This is a genomic window from Arthrobacter sp. zg.Y820, assembly GCF_030125555.1.
In the GTDB taxonomy this organism is placed as follows: Bacteria; Actinomycetota; Actinomycetes; order Actinomycetales; family Micrococcaceae; genus Arthrobacter_B.
In genome coordinates this window covers 219963-237459 of the sequence record NZ_JASKLX010000010.1, presented here as the reverse complement: position 1 = coordinate 237459, position 17497 = coordinate 219963, and the positions used below count along the sequence as shown (strand labels likewise).

Below are 17497 nucleotides of genomic sequence, written 5' to 3'. Positions count from 1 at the left end.
CAGCATAGACCCGCAGGCCCCGCGAATATGCACCGGCGCCGGGGCATGATGTGATGGTCTTTTAGGCTCCATCAGGAAGTATCCGGCACTATGACGACCGACACCACTCCATCCGAGATTGAACTCACCATCGGCGCCCCCGCCCACGGCGGCCATTTCGTGGCCCGCCACGAAGGACGCGTGGTCTTTGTCCGCCATGCCCTCCCCGGGGAGCGCGTCCGGGTCCGTCTGACCGACGCGGCCGACGGCGCCAGCTTCTGGCGTGCCGACGTCGTCGAGGTGCTCGAAGCAGCGCCCGGCCGGGTGGAGCACTTCTGGCCCGAGGCCGATGCGCTCCGCGCCGCCTCCCGCGGACGGCTGCCGGTGGGCGGCGCCGAATTCGGCCACATCGATCTGCCGACCCAGCGCGAACTCAAGGCGCAGATCTTCACCGAGCAGCTTCGCCGGCTGGCCAAGGACGACCGCGAGGTCACCGTGGAGCCGGCGCTCGAGGAACGCGCCGACGGACTGCACTGGCGCACCCGGGCAAGCTTCTCGGTGGCTCCCGGCGGACGGCTGGCCATGCACGCCCACCGTTCCGAGGAACTCATTCCGGTACAGCGCATGCCGCTGGCCGTGGAAGCCGTCAACAACCTGCAGCTCTGGGACATCGACTTCAGCGGGGTGTCCCGGGTCGAAGTGGCCATCCCGACCACCGGCGCGCCGCTGGTGCTGCTGATTCCGGCCGCCGGCGCCCACCCCAAGGCGCTGGGCCGCATCGCCTCCGCCCTGCCCGAAGGCACTTCCATCGCCTCCTGGGACCCCGAAACCTCCACCCTGAACCGCCTGCGCGGACGCACCTGGGTGCAGGAGAGCGTCGGCGGCCACGACTACCGGGTCACCGGTGCCGGGTTCTGGCAGATCCACCGCAGCGCACCGCAAACGCTGGTCGGCGCCGTCCTGGACGGCCTGCAGATCCAGCCGGGGGAGCAGGTCGCCGACCTCTACGCCGGAGCGGGCCTCTTCACCGCACCGCTGGCCGACGCCGCCGGAGAAACCGGGCGCGTGCTGTCCGTCGAGGGTTCCCCGGCCGCGAGCCGGGATGCCCGCAAGAACCTGTTCTCCGCACCGCAGGTGGAAATCCTGCAGGGGCGCGTGGACAAGTCCCTGGCCGCCTACGAGGGCCGGCTCGACGTCGTCCTGCTTGACCCGCCGCGCGTCGGAGCCGGCAAGGACGTGGTCGGCCAGATCGATGCCGCCGCTCCCCGCGCCGTCGGCTACGTCTCCTGCGACCCGGCGTCCTTCGCCCGCGACCTGGGCTACTTCCAGGACCTGGGCTGGCAGCTCGACTCGCTGCGGGTCTTCGACCTGTACCCGCACACCCACCACATGGAATCCTTCGCGGTACTGACCCGCGCGTAAGGCGCGCAAGGGCAGGGTCTTCTGCCCGGAAGGCATATTTGGGAGGCGCCCGGCACCATGTGCCCGGCGCCTCTCGGGCATGTTCGAAGGTCACAGGGGCGTGTAACGGATACTATAAGAGCAGTTGTGCAGATCCGCGCCGTGTTGGGGAGACTTCGCCTGCTTTTTTGCGGGAAAAGTTTTCAAACGGCAGGGGGTTTTCCGGCAGCGAAAATAGTCCACCATTTTCTCAGCCGTCCCTCGTGGTGTTCCGGTTAGGGAGTCCTAACTGGCACGCCGCGGACCGCTGGACAAAGATAATACGGTGGCGAGAGGAGTCCTATTATGACTAATGTGGACAGCTTCGGATCCAAAGGCGTACTAAACGTCGGCGGAAACGAATATGAAATTTTCCGGCTGAATTCCGTCGAAGGCGCAAAGAGCCTTCCGTTCAGCCTCAAGGTCCTGCTGGAGAACCTGCTGCGCACCGAAGATGGTGCCAACATCACCGCAGACCACGTACGCGCCCTGGCGCAGTGGGATGCCAACGCAGAGCCGAGCACCGAGATCCAGTTCACCCCCGCTCGGGTGATCATGCAGGACTTCACCGGCGTTCCCTGCATTGTGGACCTGGCAACCATGCGTGAAGCAGTGGCGGAACTGGGCGGAGACCCCAAGCGGGTCAACCCCCTCGCGCCGGCCGAAATGGTCATTGACCACTCCGTCCAGATCGATGCCTTCGGTAACTCCGGCGCCCTTGAGCGCAATATGGAAATCGAATACCAGCGCAACGGCGAGCGGTACCAGTTCCTTCGCTGGGGCCAGACGGCCTTTGACGACTTCAAGGTTGTTCCCCCGGGCATGGGCATTGTCCACCAGGTCAACATCGAGTACCTGGCGCGCACCGTTATGACCCGCGAGGTGGACGGCGTCCTGCGCGCCTACCCCGACACCTGCGTCGGCACCGATTCCCACACCACCATGGTCAACGGCCTGGGCGTACTCGGCTGGGGCGTCGGCGGCATCGAAGCCGAAGCCGCCATGCTGGGCCAGCCCGTCTCCATGCTGATCCCGCGCGTCGTCGGCTTCAAGCTGACCGGCGAGATCCCGGCCGGCGCCACCGCTACCGACGTCGTGCTGACCATCACCGAAATGCTGCGCAAGCACGGTGTTGTCGGCAAGTTCGTCGAGTTCTACGGCGAAGGCGTCGGAGCCGTTCCCCTGGCCAACCGCGCCACCATCGGCAACATGAGCCCGGAATTCGGTTCCACCGCCGCCATGTTCCCGATCGACGGCGTGACGCTGGATTACCTGCGCCTGACCGGCCGCTCCGACGAGAGCGTTGCCCTCGTCGAGGCGTACGCCAAGGAACAGGGCCTCTGGCACGACCCGTCCATCGAGATCCAGTACTCCGAGTACCTCGAGCTGGACCTGTCCACGGTGGTTTCCTCCATCGCCGGACCGAAGCGCCCGCAGGACCGCGTGGAGCTGACCAACGCCAAGGAACAGTTCCGCAAGGACCTGAAGAACTACGTCAACGAAACGGTCGAAGCCGAGAGCGGCACCGTCGACGAGGCACTGGAAGAGACCTTCCCCGCCTCCGACGCCCCTTCCTTCAACGCCAATGCCACGCAGATCGAGGACAAGGAACACGATCTGGTGGAGAAGGCCGACGCTCCGGCCGAACGCTCCACAAACTCGGTTCCGGTCACCATGGCCGATGGCCGCAGCTTCGAGCTGGACCACGGCGCCGTGTCGATCGCTTCGATCACGTCCTGCACCAACACGTCCAACCCGTCGGTGATGATGGCAGCAGCAGTGCTGGCACGCAACGCCGTCGACAAGGGCCTTGCAACCCAGCCGTGGGTCAAGACCTCGATCGCTCCGGGTTCCAAGGTAGTCACCGACTACTACGAGAAGTCCGGCCTGATCCCGTACCTGGAGAAGCTCGGCTTCTTCGTCGTCGGCTACGGCTGCGCCACCTGCATTGGCAACTCCGGTCCCCTGGAAGAGGAAATCTCCACGGCGATCCAGGAAGCCGACCTCGCAGTGACCGCTGTGCTCTCCGGTAACCGCAACTTCGAAGGCCGGATCAACCCGGACGTGAAGATGAACTACCTGGCCTCCCCGCCGCTGGTAGTCGCCTACGCCCTGGCCGGCACCATGGACTTCGACTTCGATGCTGACCCGCTGGGCCAGGACGAAGCCGGCAACGACATTTTCCTCAAGGACATCTGGCCGAACCCGGTCGAGGTCCAGGAAATCATCGACGCCTCCATCAACAAGGAGATGTTCAGCAACAGCTACGACACCATCTTCGAAGGCGACGACCGCTGGAAGTCCCTGCCCACCCCCGAAGGCGCAACCTTCGAGTGGGACCTGGAGTCCACCTACGTGCGGAAGCCCCCGTACTTCGACGGCATGAAGGCACAGCCGGAGCCCGTCACGGACATCGAGGGCGCCCGCGTCCTGCTGAAGCTCGGCGATTCGGTCACCACCGACCACATCTCCCCGGCCGGTTCCTTCAAGTCCGACACCCCGGCAGGCCGCTACCTGCTGGAGCACGGCGTCGAGCGCAAGGACTTCAACTCCTACGGCTCGCGCCGAGGCAACCACGAAGTCATGATCCGCGGCACGTTCGCGAACATCCGCATCAAGAACCAGCTGCTCGACGGCGTTGAAGGCGGCTTTACCCGCGACTTCAGCCAGGCCGAGGCACCCCAGGCTGCTGTTTACGATGCATCGGTCAACTACCAGGCCGCCGGCATTCCGCTGGTTGTCCTGGCGGGCAAGGAATACGGCTCCGGTTCCTCGCGTGACTGGGCTGCCAAGGGCACCGCACTGCTGGGCGTCAAGGCCGTCGTTGCCGAGAGCTACGAGCGGATCCACCGCTCCAACCTCATCGGCATGGGCGTTCTTCCGCTGCAGTACCCGGCCGGCGTCAACGCCGAGTCCCTGGGCCTGACCGGCACCGAAACCTTCGCGGTTTCCGGTGTGACCGAACTGAACAACGGCACCACGCCCAAGACCGTCACGGTCACGGCGACACCGGAAAACGGTGAAGCCATCACGTTCGAGGCCGTCCTGCGCATCGACACCCCGGGTGAAGCCGACTACTACCGCAACGGCGGCATCCTGCAGTACGTACTGCGCCAGATCACCGCTAAGTAGTAAGCAGCACCGCCGGAGTGCCGCTGCCGCGGCCTCCGGAGAAGAGAGCCCCGGCCGCCGAGTTTCGACTCAGCGGCCGGGGCTCTTTGCCTGTTGTGGAACCGGGTGCCGCCCCGCAAGCGTTAGAGTTAAACCGTTGTGACGGTGTGCAGTGCCGTTGCCTGAAGCAGGGAGGCGCCCGTTGGGACTTCTGGAAACCATCCGTGATCCACGGGACCTGAGCCGACTCTCCACGGAGCAGCTGGAACGCTTGTCCGGAGAAATCCGGTCGTTCCTCATCAGCAATGTCGCCCAAACCGGCGGCCATCTCGGGCCAAACCTGGGCGTCGTGGAGCTGACCGTGGGAATCCATCGGGTCTTCGATTCGCCCCGGGACAGCATCGTCTTTGACACCGGCCACCAGTCCTACGTCCACAAGATCCTCACCGGCCGGCAGGACTTCTCCACTCTGCGCCAGCAGGGCGGCATGTCCGGCTATCCCTCACGCGCCGAATCGGTGCACGACATCGTGGAATCCTCCCATGCCTCGTCCTCCCTGTCCTGGGCCGACGGCATCTCCCGCGCCCGCCAGCTCACCGGCGAAGGCGACCGCTACACAGTGGTCATGGTCGGCGACGGCGCCCTCACCGGGGGCATGGCCTGGGAAGCCCTCAACAACATTGCGGCAGACCAGCGCCGCCGCGTCGTCATCGTCGTCAACGACAACGGCCGCTCCTATGCGCCGACCATCGGCGGCCTCGCCGACTACCTCGCATCCCTGCGCCCCACCCTGGACGCCGTGCGCACCCACCGCGTCTACGAAAAAACGCTCGGCTGGTCGAAGCAGCGCCTCCAGCAGGGCGGACCCGTAGGTCGGTTCACGTACCACAGCCTGCACGCCGCCAAGCGCGGCATCAAGGACTGGTGGGCCCCGCAGGGCCTCTTCGAGGACCTCGGAATGAAGTACATCGGACCCATCGACGGCCATGACATGGCGGCCGTGGAACGCGCGCTGACCAAGGCCAAGAACTACAGCGGCCCCGTGCTCGTGCATGCCATGACCGAAAAGGGCCGCGGCTACGCTCCCGCCCGGGCCCATGAGGCGGACCAGTTCCACGCCGTCGGCATCATCGATCCGGAGACCGGCAAACCGGTGGAGCCGGGCGGCAAACAGTCCTGGACGTCCGTCTTCGCCACGGAGATCGCTGACATCGCCGACGAGCGCGAGGACATCGTCGGCATCACCGGCGCCATGCTCATTCCGGTGGGACTGCACCGGTTCGCGGAAAAGCATCCGGAGCGGGTGTTCGACGTCGGCATCGCCGAACAGCATGCCCTCACCTCCGCGGCCGGAATGGCATTCGGCGGGCTGCACCCCGTCGTCGCGCTCTATGCCACCTTCCTGAACCGCGCCTTCGACCAGCTGCTGATGGACGTGGCACTGCACAAGGCCGGCGTGACGATCGTGCTGGACCGCGCCGGCGTGACCGGGCCCGACGGCGCCAGCCACCACGGCATGTGGGACATGTCGATGCTGCAGATCGTTCCGGGACTGCACCTGTCCGCACCGCGCGACGCCACCCGGCTCAAGGAAGAACTGCGCGAGGCCGTGGCCATCAGCGACGCGCCCAGCGTGGTCCGGTTCTCCAAGGGAACCGTCGGTCCCGACGTCGAGGCGCTGGAACGCACTTCCGACGGCGTGGACGTCCTGGCCAGGCGGCCCACGGATGAGAAGTCCAACGACGTCCTGATTGTCAGCGTCGGAGCCATGGCCGAAATGGCACTGCAGGTCGCCAACCGCCTGGGCGCCCAGGGCATCAGCTCCACCGTGGTGGATCCTCGCTGGGTCCTGCCCGTGCCGCGGTCGATCATCAGCATGGCCGCTGAACACCGGATCGTGATTGTCATCGAAGATGGTGTGCGTGCCGGTGGAGTGGGCTCCCGGATCCGTCAGGAGATGCGTGCGGCCGGAGTGGATACCGCGCTCAACGAAGTCGGCCTGCCCGTCGAGTTCCTGGACCACGGCACCCGCGCCGAAGTCCTCGACCGCGTGGGTCTGACGGCACGCCAGGTCGCCAACGACGTCGTCGCCCAGGTCCTGGGCACCAAGGTTCCGTTCGCCCGGCCGCTGCCCGGCCAGGACATGCCCACCGGCCAGATCCCGAAAATCCAGTAAGCACCGCGCCGGCACAGGTTCCGCCGGCGGTGCGAAGCAGCAGGGAGGCAGCACCATGGCAGAGGACCAACCAGAGGTGGCGGTCACCGGCGCCACCGGTGCGCTGGGCGGGACCGTGGCCAGGCTCCTGGCCGAAGCCGGCATCCCGCAGCGGCTCCTGGCCCGTCACACGGCCAAGCTTCCGCACCTGCCTGGAACGCCGGTGTACGCTGCCTCCTACTCCGACCGGGAACACGCGGCGCGTGCCCTGAACGGTGTCCGGACCCTGTTCATGGTCTCTGCCCATGAGAGCCTCTACCGGCGCCGGGATCACCGCACGTTCGTGGACGCCGCCGTCGAAGCCGGGGTGCGGCACATTGTCTACACCTCCTTTATGGGAGCTGCGCCGGACGCGGTTTTCACGCTGGCCCGGGATCACTGGGACACCGAGGAGTACATCAAGTCCAAGGACCTGGATTACACCTTCCTCCGGGATTGCCTTTATCAGGACGTCCTGCCCTCCTTCGTGGGGCGCGACGGCGTGCTCCGCGGCCCGGCCGGCACCGGCAGGCTGGCGGCGGTGGCCCGGGCGGACGTGGCCAGGGCTGCGGCTCGGATTTTGACGGAGCCGGACGGGCATCTGGGCAAGGTGTATACCCTGACCGGGCCGCAGGCGCTGACCTTCGAAGAGATCAGCGCGATTCTGACCCGGGTGACCGGGTCCCAAGTGACGTACTACGACGAAACCGTCAACGAGGCCCTGGAATCGCGGAGCTTGAGCGGGGTCGCGCAGTGGCAGATCGAGGCCTGGGTCAGCACATACACCGCCGTCGCCGCCGGCCGGATGGCTGAGGTCAGCCCCGACGTCGAGCGGCTGACCGGAGCCCCGCCGCAGGGGTTGGAAGACTACCTGATGCAGCGCTGAGCCCCAAGTCAGAGCCCTCGTTTGGAAACAAATGCAGTCTTCTTCGCCCCGATGCGGGCCAAGCCTGCCTAGGCTGTAAGTATGTCTGAGTCCAACCTTGACCACGTCGGCTTGTTCCTTGCTGAATGCACCCTGCGCGGCCTCGACGACACCGAGGCTGTGCCGGCTGCTGACCTGTACGGCATGTACATGATCTGGTGCGAGAACGCCGGCAGGGATCCTGCCTCCGTTCAGCATTTTTATGGCGCTGTCCGCGGTGCCGGGGTGCCGGAGGCGCGGCGGCACTCGGAACGCGTGTATGAGGGGGTCCAGCCCACAGGGCCCATCCCGATCCAGTACATTTTGGAGACGGACAAGGCGCCCGGGCCCACCAGCAATCCGTTTCCCTTCCGCAGCGCCCCGTAATCTTCCGAGAGGGCGAGTGGGGCCGGCCACATCGGAAGCGCCGATTCGGTAGCGTAGGCACCATGACTTCATACAACAGACTCGGCACATCAGGCCTGACCGTTTCCGCAGTGGGGCTGGGCTGCAACAACCTCGGACGCCCCGGCACACGCACTGAAGAGCAGGCCGGAACCGACGCCGTCGTCAATGCCGCGATCGATGCCGGCATCACCCTCTTCGACGTGGCAGACACCTACGGCGCCGTTCCAGGGCTGAGCGAACAACGGCTGGGCAAGGCCCTGGGTGCCCGGCGCGACGACGTCGTGCTGGCCACCAAATTCGGCATGGACATGAAGGGCGTCAACGGGCGCGACTTTGATGCGCGCGGCTCGCGGCGCTATATCGTTCGCGCCGCCGAGGCGTCGCTGCGCCGGCTGGGCACCGACTGGATCGACCTGTACCAGTTCCACACCCCGGACCCGCTGACCCCGATAGAGGAGACACTGGCGGCGCTGGACGATCTGGTCACCAGCGGCAAGGTGCGGTACATCGGGCACTCCAACCGGGCGGGCTGGCAAATCGCCGAGGCCGAATTCACTGCCCGGCTCGGCGGCTACACGCCGTTCATTTCGGCCCAGAACCACTACAACCTGCTGGACCGCCGCGCCGAACTGGAAGTGGTTCCTGCCGCGGAGGCCTACGGTCTGGGTCTGCTGCCGTACTTCCCGCTGGCCAACGGCCTGCTGACCGGAAAGTACAGTTCCGGTTCCGCCCCGGAAGGCAGCCGCCTGACCCACTCCCGGCAGAACCTGCTGGAAAAGGCCGATTTCGATCAGCTGGCCGAATTCGGTGCCTTCGCCAAGGACCGCGGACTGACCGAAGTGCAGGTGGCCTTCTCCTGGCTTGCCGCCCAGCCTGCCGTCTCCTCCGTCATTGCCGGCGCCACCACCGTGGAGCAGGTGCAGCAGAACGCCGAGGCTGCGTCGTGGGAGCCGTCGGAGAAGGATCTCGAGGAACTGGACCGGATCTTCCCGCGGGTTCCGAAGGTTGCTTTGTTCTAGGTTTCGCTTACCCGTCTCCTGGGCGGGGCGGAGGGGCCGGAACGGCGGCAACGAAAATCCTTGCTCGCAGAGCTCGCAGGATTATTAAAGCCGCCTAACCCGGACCCTCCGGCCCGTTCGTGACCCGGGCTGGGTGCCGCGCTAGGTTCCGGCACCCTCCGGCAACCCTGGCGACACCGTTCACGTCGGGAATTCCGCACCCGTTCCCAGTCTGCGGGGCGCATGTTGCCTGATGGCGTCACACCTGCCCCACCAGGCAACAAAGAGTGGGAACCAGCGCGCGGAACCGGCGGGGGCCTCTGATGCAGAGTGCTTTTTGAGTAGGCTGGGGCCAGCGGATGGACAGGAGCCCGAAATGGCCGAGACGACGATGAAGAGTGCCACGCTGGCTGAGGTGATGGCCGAGCTGGCCGCGTTGGAAGATCCCAAGGCACGCGCCGTCAATGAGAAGCACGGCGACGATCACGGCGTGAATCTGGGCAGGCTGCGCGCGGTCGCGAAGCGGTTGAAGACGCAGCAGGAGCTTGCCCGCGAGCTCTGGGCAACGGGTGACACTGCGGCACGGCTGCTGTCGTTGCTCATATGCCGTCCGAAGGCTTTTGAGCGGGACGTCTTGGACTCCATGTTGCGCGAGGCGCGCATCCCCAAGGTGCATGCCTGGCTGGTGAACTACGTGGTGAAAAAGAGCCCGCATGCGGAAGACCTGCGCCTGGCCTGGTTCGCGGATCCGGACCCGGTGGTTGCCAGCGCCGGGTGGGCGCTCACCAGCGAACGCGTGGCGAAGAATCCCGAGGACCTGGACCTGCGTCGCTTGCTCGACATCATTGAGGAAGAGATGCGGGACGCTCCGGATCGCCTGCAATGGGCAATGAACACCTGCCTGGCCCAGATTGGAATCGAGCATCCGGAGTTTCGAACCCGGGCCATCAGCATTGGTGAGCGGCTGGAAGTGCTCAAGGACTACCCGACGCCGCCGGGCTGCACCTCGCCGTTCGCCCCCATCTGGATCACCGAGATCGTGCGCCGAAAGCAGGCCAGCTGACTGACTGCCCGCAGCCGAACCACACCGGCCCGCCAAATAAACTTCACATGATGTTTATTTGTGTTAGCCTGATCTCATGCTTACGACATTCGCTCAGGTCCCTCAGGGATTCACCGTCCGCTCGTCCGCCGTCGCCATGACCTTCCCCGCGGGGGAGGCGCACATCAAGGCGGATGCCGCAGCCGCGGAAACGCCCCTGTACCTCTACCTCACCGGCGCCGACGCCAACGAGTACATGAGCGCAGCGATGTGGATTGATTACGCCCACCAGGGCGGCCACAAGGTCTCCGCCCTCATTCCGTATCTGCCCGGTGCCCGCCAGGACCGCGGCAACCCGTTCGGCGCACAGGTCTACGCCAACCTGATCAACGCCTTGAAGGCTGACGAAGTTGTCTGCTTCGACCCGCACTCACCGGTCATGCCGGCCCTGGTTCACAATCTGCGCATCGTCAGCCCCGAAGCCGTCATCGGCCGGGCGGTCAAGAAGGCCCTGTCCGGATACGCAGGCGTGATGTGCCCGGATGAGGGAGCCAAGTCCCGCACCGCCATCACCGCCGAGGCGCTGGGCCTGCCCCTCTTCCATGCCGCCAAGCACCGCGACTTCGCCACCGGCAAACTCTCCGGGTTCACCTGCGACGAGCTGCCTTCCGAGGGACGCTTTCTGGTCGTGGATGACATCTGCGACGGCGGCGGCACCTTCATGGGCCTGGCCGCAGCCACCGGCCTCGGCCCGGACCGCCTGGACCTGTGGGTCAGCCACGGAGTCTTCTCGGGCAACGCCGCCCAGCTCACGCAGGCCTACGGCACCGTTTACACCACCGACTCCCACCCCGGCGCAGCCAATCCTGCCGTCGGCGCCACCATCACGCCCCTGATTTCCCACCTCATCTAAGGACCCCGCCATGACCACCGCCATCGCTTCCGCGACCACCACCGCCAGTGTCACCGCCGCCCTCTTTCAGACGGATGCGTACAAGCTGGGCCACATCCACATGTACCCCGAAGGCACCACCAAAGTCCTGAGCAACTTCACCAGCCGGGGATCCCGTCTCGACGGCGTGGACCACGTGGTGCACTTCGGCCTCCAGGCGTTCCTTCAAAAGTTCTGCATCGAAGCCTTCACCCCGTTCTTCGCCGCCGACGAAGACGAAGCCTGCGCCGAATACCAGGCCGGCCTCAACGACATCCTGGGCCCGAACACCATCGGCACCGACCACATCCGGTCGCTGCACCGCCGCGGCTACCTGCCCCTGATCTTCCGCTCCGTGCCCGAAGGCACCCGGGTGCCCCTGCTGGTTCCGTCCGTGACCGTCGAGTCGACGGAGCCGGAGTTCTTTTGGCTCGTGAACTACATCGAGACCGCCCTGAGCGCCTCCATCTGGCAGCCCTCCACCGCGGCAACCATCGCCGACAAGTACCGCGGCATCCTGGATGCCGCCGCTGAAACGACCGGTACCGACCGCGGATTCGTGGACTGGCAGCTGCACGACTTCTCCTTCCGCGGGATGTCCGGCGTCGACGCCGCCGCCACCTCCGGTGCAGGCCACCTGCTCTCCTTCAAGGGCTCGGATTCCCTGGGCGCCATGGACTTCGTCCGCCGCTACTACAACTCCGCCTTCGGCACGGAGAACGGCCAGGTCCTCGGCTCCATCCCCGCCACCGAGCACGCCGTGATGTGTGCCGGCGGGCGCGACGGCGAAGAGGGCACGTTCCGCCACGTCCTCAAGGTCAACCCGACCGGCAACGTTTCGCTGGTCTCGGACGGCTACGATCTGTGGAATGTGCTGCAGAAGATCCTGCCGGCGCTGAAAGCCGAGATCATGGGCCGGGACGGCAATGTCATCATCCGCCCGGATTCCGGGGATCCCGCCGACATTGTGTGCGGCACCTCGTCCCGGCCCGGCGCCGTCGATCCCTCCCAGGCACCCTCCATGACGGAGGATCCCGCGTTCTTCGGCGTGGTGGCCCTGCTGGACGCCGAGTTCGGCTCCACGCTCAACGATGCCGGCTACAAGATCCTGAACAAGGTCCGCGTCATGTACGGGGACTCCATCACCACCGAGCGCGCAGCGGACATCACCTCCCGCCTGGAGAAGATGGGCTACGCCTCCGAGAACATCGTCCTGGGTGCCGGCTCCTACACCTACCAGTACGTCACCCGCGACACCTTCTCGTCCGCCATCAAGGTCACCTACATCGAGGTCGACGGCGAAGCCCGCAACGTCTTCAAGGACCCGATCACCGCCAAGGGGTCCAAGCGTTCAGCCACCGGACGGCTGGCAGTGACGCGGAACGAGGCCGGCGAGCTGATGCTCATCGAAAAGGCCACTCCCGAGCAGGAGGAAGCCTCACTGCTGCGGCCGGTGTGGGCCGACGGTGCCTTCATCCGCCGGCAGTCCTTCGCCGACGTCCGCCGCGTGCTCGGTAACATCGCCTCATGACCCTTCCGCAGCAACCGCTCGTTTCCATCGACACCGTTCCCTTCGTGTTCCGGAACGGTGTCCTGGAGGTGGTCCTTGCCAAACGCATCTTTGAACCGTTCCTGGGCAAGGCGGCTTTGCCCGGTGTGCTGCTCTCCCCGAACGAACGACTGGCCGAGGCCGCCGTCCGCGCGCTGGAAACCAAGGCCGGCATCGGCCAGGAATCGATCCGGAGCATCACCGGCGCAGGAGTCTTCGACAACCCCGACCGCGACCCCCGCGGGCCCACCCTCTCCATCGTGCACGCCGTCATCCTGGATCCGGAAGCACCGGCAACCGGCGGGGGAGCGGTCCCGGTGCGTGCAGCCGAGGTCAAGGATCTGCCGTTCGACCACGTCGCCATCATCGCCCGGACCGCCGGGGCAGTCCTGGATGCCCTGTGGATCGACAGGGCTTTGACCAGGGCACTGCTGGGGGACCGCTTCACCACTGCGTCGGCAGCGCGTCTGGTCCGCGAGCTCGCAGCTGCGGCCAAGCGGCCCGAACCGGTGACCAACAACCTTGGCCGGGACCTGGCCAAGAGCTCCTGGTTCATCAAGACGACGCCGGCTGCTGCCCCGTCCGGCCGCGGCCGGCCGGCAGCCGAGTGGGGCTGGTCGTAAAGGTCCTCACCGGGACTGCAACACCGGTTCCCAGTCTCTGTGACGTATGACCCCTCCTGAGGCCCCACCAGCCCCACCGGGTAACAAAGAGTGGGAACCTGTGCGCGCGCGGTCGCGCGTTGGCGACGTGTCCGAGCGGACAGATCGCATCTGGTGGCTTAACGCGAAAGCGCCGGACGGACCGGGTTAGGCGGCTTTCGGTCAGGAGGGCTTGTTGTCTTTTCCGTCAAGCCACAGGACATCGGCTTCATCCCGGTGGGAGCCTGCCGTCCCCACGTGTTTCGCATCAATGTCGGGACCCTTTTGGATAACGTGCACCAGAGCCATGCCGTGACCGCGGCCGAGACCGTAATCCGTTTTGAGCCATTCGAGAATTTCGCCGGCTTTCACTTCCGGGGCGTCAAAACCTTTGTCTTTTGCGATCTGAAGAAGCTGACGAGGCGTAAGGCCGGTTTTGTCTTCAATGGCGTCGAGGTAGGCCTGGAATGACATGGCGTGTCCTTCGTTTCTGGTTCTCCTGGCAGGAAACGTTCCGGAGGGTTTCAGCCTGACGCTAGTGAGGCATACCGAGGGGGTCAAGGCTTGTCTGGGGTGTGGCAAGGCCCGGGGATGAGCCAACCGGCGCATGCGGGGACGGACACGCAAAAGCGCCGGACGGACCGGGTTAGGCGGCTTTAATAATCCCCGCGAGCTCTGCGAGCGAGGGATTTTCGTTGCCGCCGTTCCGGTCCGCCCGGCGCGGACAAAAGGAGGGCTCCCACCGAAACCGGCGGGAGCCCTCCTTCCAACAGCCTACGAAGCAGCCGGCACCGGCTCCTTCTCGGCGTGGAACTTCTTGCCGTTCACCCGCTCGGACGCGCCGACGCGGTCCAGGTACGGCGTGATCCCGCCCAGGTGCATCGGCCAGCCGGCACCGAGGATGACGCAGAGGTCGATGTCCTCGGGCCCGGCCACAACGCCTTCGTCCAGCATCCGGCCAATTTCGTCGGCGAGGGCATCCTGCGTGCGCCGCAGGACCTGCTCCGAGGTCGACGGCGTGTTCCCGAACGACAGCAGCGCCAGGGTTTCCTCCGGAACGTACGGCTTTCCGCTCTCGTCCTTCTGCCACAGCGACTTGATGCCGGCGTCGATGATCTTCTGCGAGTTCTCCGAGAGCCAGAACCTGTCGCCGAAGGCAGCATGCAGGGATTCCTGCACATGCTGGCCCACCGGCAGGCCCACCAGCGCCAGCAGCGTGAACGGCGACATCGGCAGGCCCATGGGGCGCAGCGCGTTGTCGGCGGTGGCGGCGTCGGTGCCCTCGTCGAACACGGCGGTGATTTCACCGAACATGCGGCCCAGGATCCGGTTGACCACAAACGCGGCGTCGTCCTTGACCAGAACAGCGGTCTTCTTCAGCGCCTTGGCCAGCACAAACGCGGTGGCCAGCACGGCGTCGTCGGTCTTGGGTGCACGCACGATCTCCAGCAGCGGCATCACGGCCACCGGGTTGAAGAAGTGGAAGCCCACCACCCGCTCGGGGTGCTGCAGGTCAGCGGCCATCTCGGTCACTGACAGTGAGGACGTGTTGGTCGCCAGGATGCACTCGGGGGAAACCACTGCCTCCACCTCGGCGAAGACCTGCTTCTTGACGGAGAGTTCCTCGAAGACTGCCTCAATGACGAAGTCAGCGTCGGAGAACGCCTCCTTGGACACCGATCCCGAGACCAGCGCCTTGGTGCGGTTGGCGGCGTCGGGGGAGATGCGTCCCTTGGCCAGCAGCTTGTCCACCTCGGCGTGCACGTAGCCCACGCCCTTGTCCACGCGGGCCTGGTCGATGTCCGTCATCACCACGGGCACCTTGAGCTGGCGGGCGAAGAGCAGGGCGAGCTGGCTGGCCATCAGGCCGGCGCCCACCACGCCCACCTTGGAGACGGGCCGTGCCAGTTTCCGGTCCGGTGCGCCGGCCGGACGCTTGCCGCGCTTCTGCACCAGGTCGAGGAACGCGTACACGGTGGCGTGGAACTGCGGGGTCTGCATCAGTTCGGCCAGCGCCTCGCACTCGGCGTCACGGGACTGCTCGGCGGTCCAGTTCTTGCCGGCCTCCAGCAGGTCCAGCACCTTCGCGGGCGCGGGGGCGGCGTTGGACGTGCGGGCCTCCACCACGGCACGGCCGCGGGCGACGGAGGCGTCCCAGGCTTCGGGGCTAACCGCGGGATCGGCGGCATTGGGCCGGGTAACGGTTTCCTCGCCGGTGATCACGCGGGCGGCCCAGGCCAGGGACTGCTCCACAAAGTCGGCCGGTTCGAACATTGCGTCGGCAATGCCCAGCTTGAAGGCAGCCGGACCCGAAAGTGTCCGGTTGTTGCTCAGCGGGTTCTCGATCATGACCTTCACCGCGTTTTCGGGGCCGATCAGGCGCGGCAGCAGGTAGACGCCGCCCCAGCCCGGAACCAGGCCGATGAAGGCCTCCGGCAGCGCCAGTGCGCCGGCGCCGGTCGAGACGGTGCGGTACTGGGACTGCAGGGCAATTTCCAGTCCGCCGCCCAGCGCCACGCCGTTGATGAACGCGAAACTGGGCACGCCCAGGGTGTTCAGCTTGCCGTACACCTCGTGGCCCAGGCGGGCCATGGCCAGCCCGTCCTCATAGGAGGCCAGCTTCTGGGTGGCGGACAGGTCGGCGCCGGCCACCAGATAGTGCGGCTTGCCGGTGACGCCGACGCCGACAATCTCCCCGGCCGCGGCCCGCGCCGCCAGGGCGTCAAGCACTTCGCCCAGCTCCAGCAGTGTGTTCGGACCCAGCGTGGTCGGGCGGGAGTGGTCGACGTCGTTGTCCAGGGTGATCAGCGCAAAGGTGCCGGCGCCGCCGGGCAGCGTGATGTCCGAGACGTAGGAGTGCGTGACGACCTCGGTGGGAAACAGGCTGGCCAGCCGCTGGTAATCGCTTGCAGTCATTACTTTGTGGCCTCCGTGGACTCGGTGTCGGTGGTGTAGTCGGGGTGGTTCGGGTTTTCCCAGATGATGGTGCCGCCCATGCCCAGGCCAATGCACATGGTGGTCATGCCGTAGCGCACCGTCGGGTCTTCTTCGAACTGGCGGGCAAGCTGGTTCATCAGGCGCACGCCCGAGGAGGCCAGCGGGTGCCCGACGGCGATCGCGCCGCCGTAGCGGTTGACCCGGGGGTCGTCGTCGGCGATGCCGTAGAAGTCCAGGAAGGAGAGCACCTGGACGGCGAAGGCCTCGTTGATTTCAAACAGCCCGATGTCCTCGATGGACAGGCCGGTCTGCTTCAGGGCCTTCTCGGTGGCCGGAACCGGGCCGTAGCCCATGACCTCCGGTTCGACACCGGCGAAGGCGTAGCCGACCAGACGCATCTTCACCGGCAGGCCGAGTTCCGCGGCGGCGTCGGCGGATGCGAGCAGCGCGGTGGTGGCGCCGTCGTTCAGGCCCGAGGCGTTGCCGGCGGTGACGCGGCCGTGGGCGCGGAACGGGGTGCGCAGCTCGGCGAGGTCCTCCACCGAGGTGCCGGGACGGGGTCCTTCATCCACGGAATTCAGGGTCCAGCCCTTGCCGGGCTTTTTGGAGGCAACCGGGACCAGATCCGGCTGGATCAGATTGTTGGCGTAAGCCTTGGCGAGCTTCTCCTGGCTGGCCGCGGCGTACGCGTCGGTGCGCTCCTTGGTGATGTCCGGGAAGCGGTCGTGCAGGTTCTCGGCGGTGTTGCCCATATTCAGCGCGGCCGGGTCCACAATGCGTTCGGTGACGAAGCGCGGGTTCGGATCGGCGTCCTTGCCCATCGGGTGGTTGCCCATGTGCTCCACGCCGCCGGCGATGACGACGTCGTACGCGCCGAAGCCGATGCCCGAGGCGGTGGTGGTGACGGCCGTCAGGGCTCCGGCACACATGCGGTCAATCGCGAAGCCGGGCACTGACTGCGGCAGTCCGGCCAGCAGGGCGGCGGTGCGGCCGATGGTCAGGCCCTGGTCACCGGTCTGGGTGGTGGCGGCAATGGCCACTTCGTCAATGCGTTCCGGGGGGAGGGAGGGGTTGCGCCGCATCAGTTCGCGGATGCACTTGACCACCAGGTCGTCGGCGCGCATGCCGGCATACATGCCCTTCTCGCCGGCCTTGCCGAAGGGAGTGCGGACTCCGTCAACGAAAACAACGTCCCTGATCTGCCGTGCTCGGCTTTGTGGGCTCACGCGTACAACTCCTCTTTGAGATATGAAACGGAACACTGTCCGGACCAGATGTTACTCGTCGGTAACATAGCCTGCAAGCGTCGCATCTTTCGTTGACCCTACCGAACCGGCCCCGCGCTGCGGAGCGCGGCGCAGAC

General features: G+C 66.2%; 13 protein-coding genes. 10 read left to right on the top strand and 3 right to left on the bottom strand.

From position 1 onward, the window contains the following. Positions 1-90: 90 nt before the first annotated feature. The 10 genes from QNN99_RS13140 (at position 91) to QNN99_RS13095 (ending at position 13179) form a co-directional block, all read left to right on the top strand. Positions 91-1401, top strand: coding sequence for a class I SAM-dependent RNA methyltransferase (locus tag QNN99_RS13140; RefSeq protein WP_229966906.1), 1311 nt, complete (start codon positions 91-93; stop codon positions 1399-1401). A gap of 324 nt (positions 1402-1725) precedes the next feature. Further along, complete coding sequence (locus tag QNN99_RS13135) at positions 1726-4551, top strand: aconitate hydratase (RefSeq protein ID WP_229966905.1); 2826 nt, start codon at positions 1726-1728, stop codon at positions 4549-4551. Positions 4552-4732: 181 nt separating this feature from the next. Beyond that, the gene (gene dxs, locus QNN99_RS13130; RefSeq protein WP_229966904.1) at positions 4733-6706 is read left to right on the top strand and encodes a 1-deoxy-D-xylulose-5-phosphate synthase; all 1974 of its coding nucleotides are present in this window, start codon (positions 4733-4735) and stop codon (positions 6704-6706) included. A 55-nt stretch (positions 6707-6761) separates the two neighbouring features. Then, the gene (locus tag QNN99_RS13125; RefSeq protein WP_229966903.1) at positions 6762-7610 is read left to right on the top strand and encodes an SDR family oxidoreductase; all 849 of its coding nucleotides are present in this window, start codon (positions 6762-6764) and stop codon (positions 7608-7610) included. A gap of 81 nt (positions 7611-7691) precedes the next feature. Then, positions 7692-8015, top strand: coding sequence for a hypothetical protein (locus QNN99_RS13120; protein WP_229966902.1), 324 nt, complete (start codon positions 7692-7694; stop codon positions 8013-8015). A gap of 62 nt (positions 8016-8077) precedes the next feature. After that, a complete protein-coding gene (locus tag QNN99_RS13115) occupies positions 8078-9055 on the top strand; it encodes an aldo/keto reductase (RefSeq protein ID WP_229966901.1) in 978 nt (325 codons plus the stop codon). 355 nt (positions 9056-9410) lie between these two features. After that, on the top strand, positions 9411-10097 hold the full coding sequence (locus QNN99_RS13110; RefSeq protein ID WP_229966900.1) for a DNA alkylation repair protein: 687 nt from the start codon (positions 9411-9413) through the stop codon (positions 10095-10097). 76 nt (positions 10098-10173) lie between these two features. After that, positions 10174-10989: a ribose-phosphate diphosphokinase gene (locus tag QNN99_RS13105; protein WP_229966899.1), complete on the top strand. Its 816-nt coding sequence runs from the start codon at positions 10174-10176 to the stop codon at positions 10987-10989. Positions 10990-10999: 10 nt separating this feature from the next. Continuing rightward, complete coding sequence (locus QNN99_RS13100) at positions 11000-12538, top strand: nicotinate phosphoribosyltransferase (RefSeq protein ID WP_229966898.1); 1539 nt, start codon at positions 11000-11002, stop codon at positions 12536-12538. Beyond that, positions 12535-13179: an NUDIX hydrolase gene (locus QNN99_RS13095; protein ID WP_229966897.1), complete on the top strand. Its 645-nt coding sequence runs from the start codon at positions 12535-12537 to the stop codon at positions 13177-13179. Before QNN99_RS13100 ends, QNN99_RS13095 begins: the two co-directional genes overlap by 4 nt. 201 nt (positions 13180-13380) lie before the next feature. Here QNN99_RS13095 and QNN99_RS13090 read toward each other — a convergent pair whose 3' ends face one another. From QNN99_RS13090 to QNN99_RS13080, 3 genes are all read right to left on the bottom strand, one after another. Next, on the bottom strand, positions 13381-13671 hold the full coding sequence (locus QNN99_RS13090) for a DUF4287 domain-containing protein (protein ID WP_229966896.1): 291 nt from the start codon (positions 13669-13671) through the stop codon (positions 13381-13383). A gap of 300 nt (positions 13672-13971) precedes the next feature. Then, the gene (locus tag QNN99_RS13085) at positions 13972-16113 is read right to left on the bottom strand and encodes a 3-hydroxyacyl-CoA dehydrogenase NAD-binding domain-containing protein (RefSeq protein WP_229966895.1); all 2142 of its coding nucleotides are present in this window, start codon (positions 16111-16113) and stop codon (positions 13972-13974) included. Further along, positions 16113-17360: a thiolase family protein gene (locus QNN99_RS13080; protein WP_229966894.1), complete on the bottom strand. Its 1248-nt coding sequence runs from the start codon at positions 17358-17360 to the stop codon at positions 16113-16115. Before QNN99_RS13080 ends, QNN99_RS13085 begins: the two co-directional genes overlap by 1 nt. Between the last annotated feature and the right edge of the window lie 137 nt (positions 17361-17497).

Excerpts from the sequence above, each read along its gene's own strand:
- QNN99_RS13140 (WP_229966906.1), top strand. The coding sequence starts at position 91 with ATGACGACCGACACCACTCCATCCGAGATTGAACTCACCATCGGCGCC.
- QNN99_RS13135 (WP_229966905.1), top strand. The coding sequence starts at position 1,726 with ATGACTAATGTGGACAGCTTCGGATCCAAAGGCGTACTAAACGTCGGC.
- QNN99_RS13125 (WP_229966903.1), top strand. The coding sequence starts at position 6,762 with ATGGCAGAGGACCAACCAGAGGTGGCGGTCACCGGCGCCACCGGTGCG.
- QNN99_RS13120 (WP_229966902.1), top strand. The coding sequence starts at position 7,692 with ATGTCTGAGTCCAACCTTGACCACGTCGGCTTGTTCCTTGCTGAATGC.
- QNN99_RS13115 (WP_229966901.1), top strand. The coding sequence starts at position 8,078 with ATGACTTCATACAACAGACTCGGCACATCAGGCCTGACCGTTTCCGCA.
- QNN99_RS13110 (WP_229966900.1), top strand. The coding sequence starts at position 9,411 with ATGGCCGAGACGACGATGAAGAGTGCCACGCTGGCTGAGGTGATGGCC.
- QNN99_RS13105 (WP_229966899.1), top strand. The coding sequence starts at position 10,174 with ATGCTTACGACATTCGCTCAGGTCCCTCAGGGATTCACCGTCCGCTCG.
- QNN99_RS13100 (WP_229966898.1), top strand. The coding sequence starts at position 11,000 with ATGACCACCGCCATCGCTTCCGCGACCACCACCGCCAGTGTCACCGCC.
- QNN99_RS13095 (WP_229966897.1), top strand. The coding sequence starts at position 12,535 with ATGACCCTTCCGCAGCAACCGCTCGTTTCCATCGACACCGTTCCCTTC.
- QNN99_RS13090 (WP_229966896.1), bottom strand. The coding sequence starts at position 13,671 with ATGTCATTCCAGGCCTACCTCGACGCCATTGAAGACAAAACCGGCCTT.
- QNN99_RS13085 (WP_229966895.1), bottom strand. The coding sequence starts at position 16,113 with ATGACTGCAAGCGATTACCAGCGGCTGGCCAGCCTGTTTCCCACCGAG.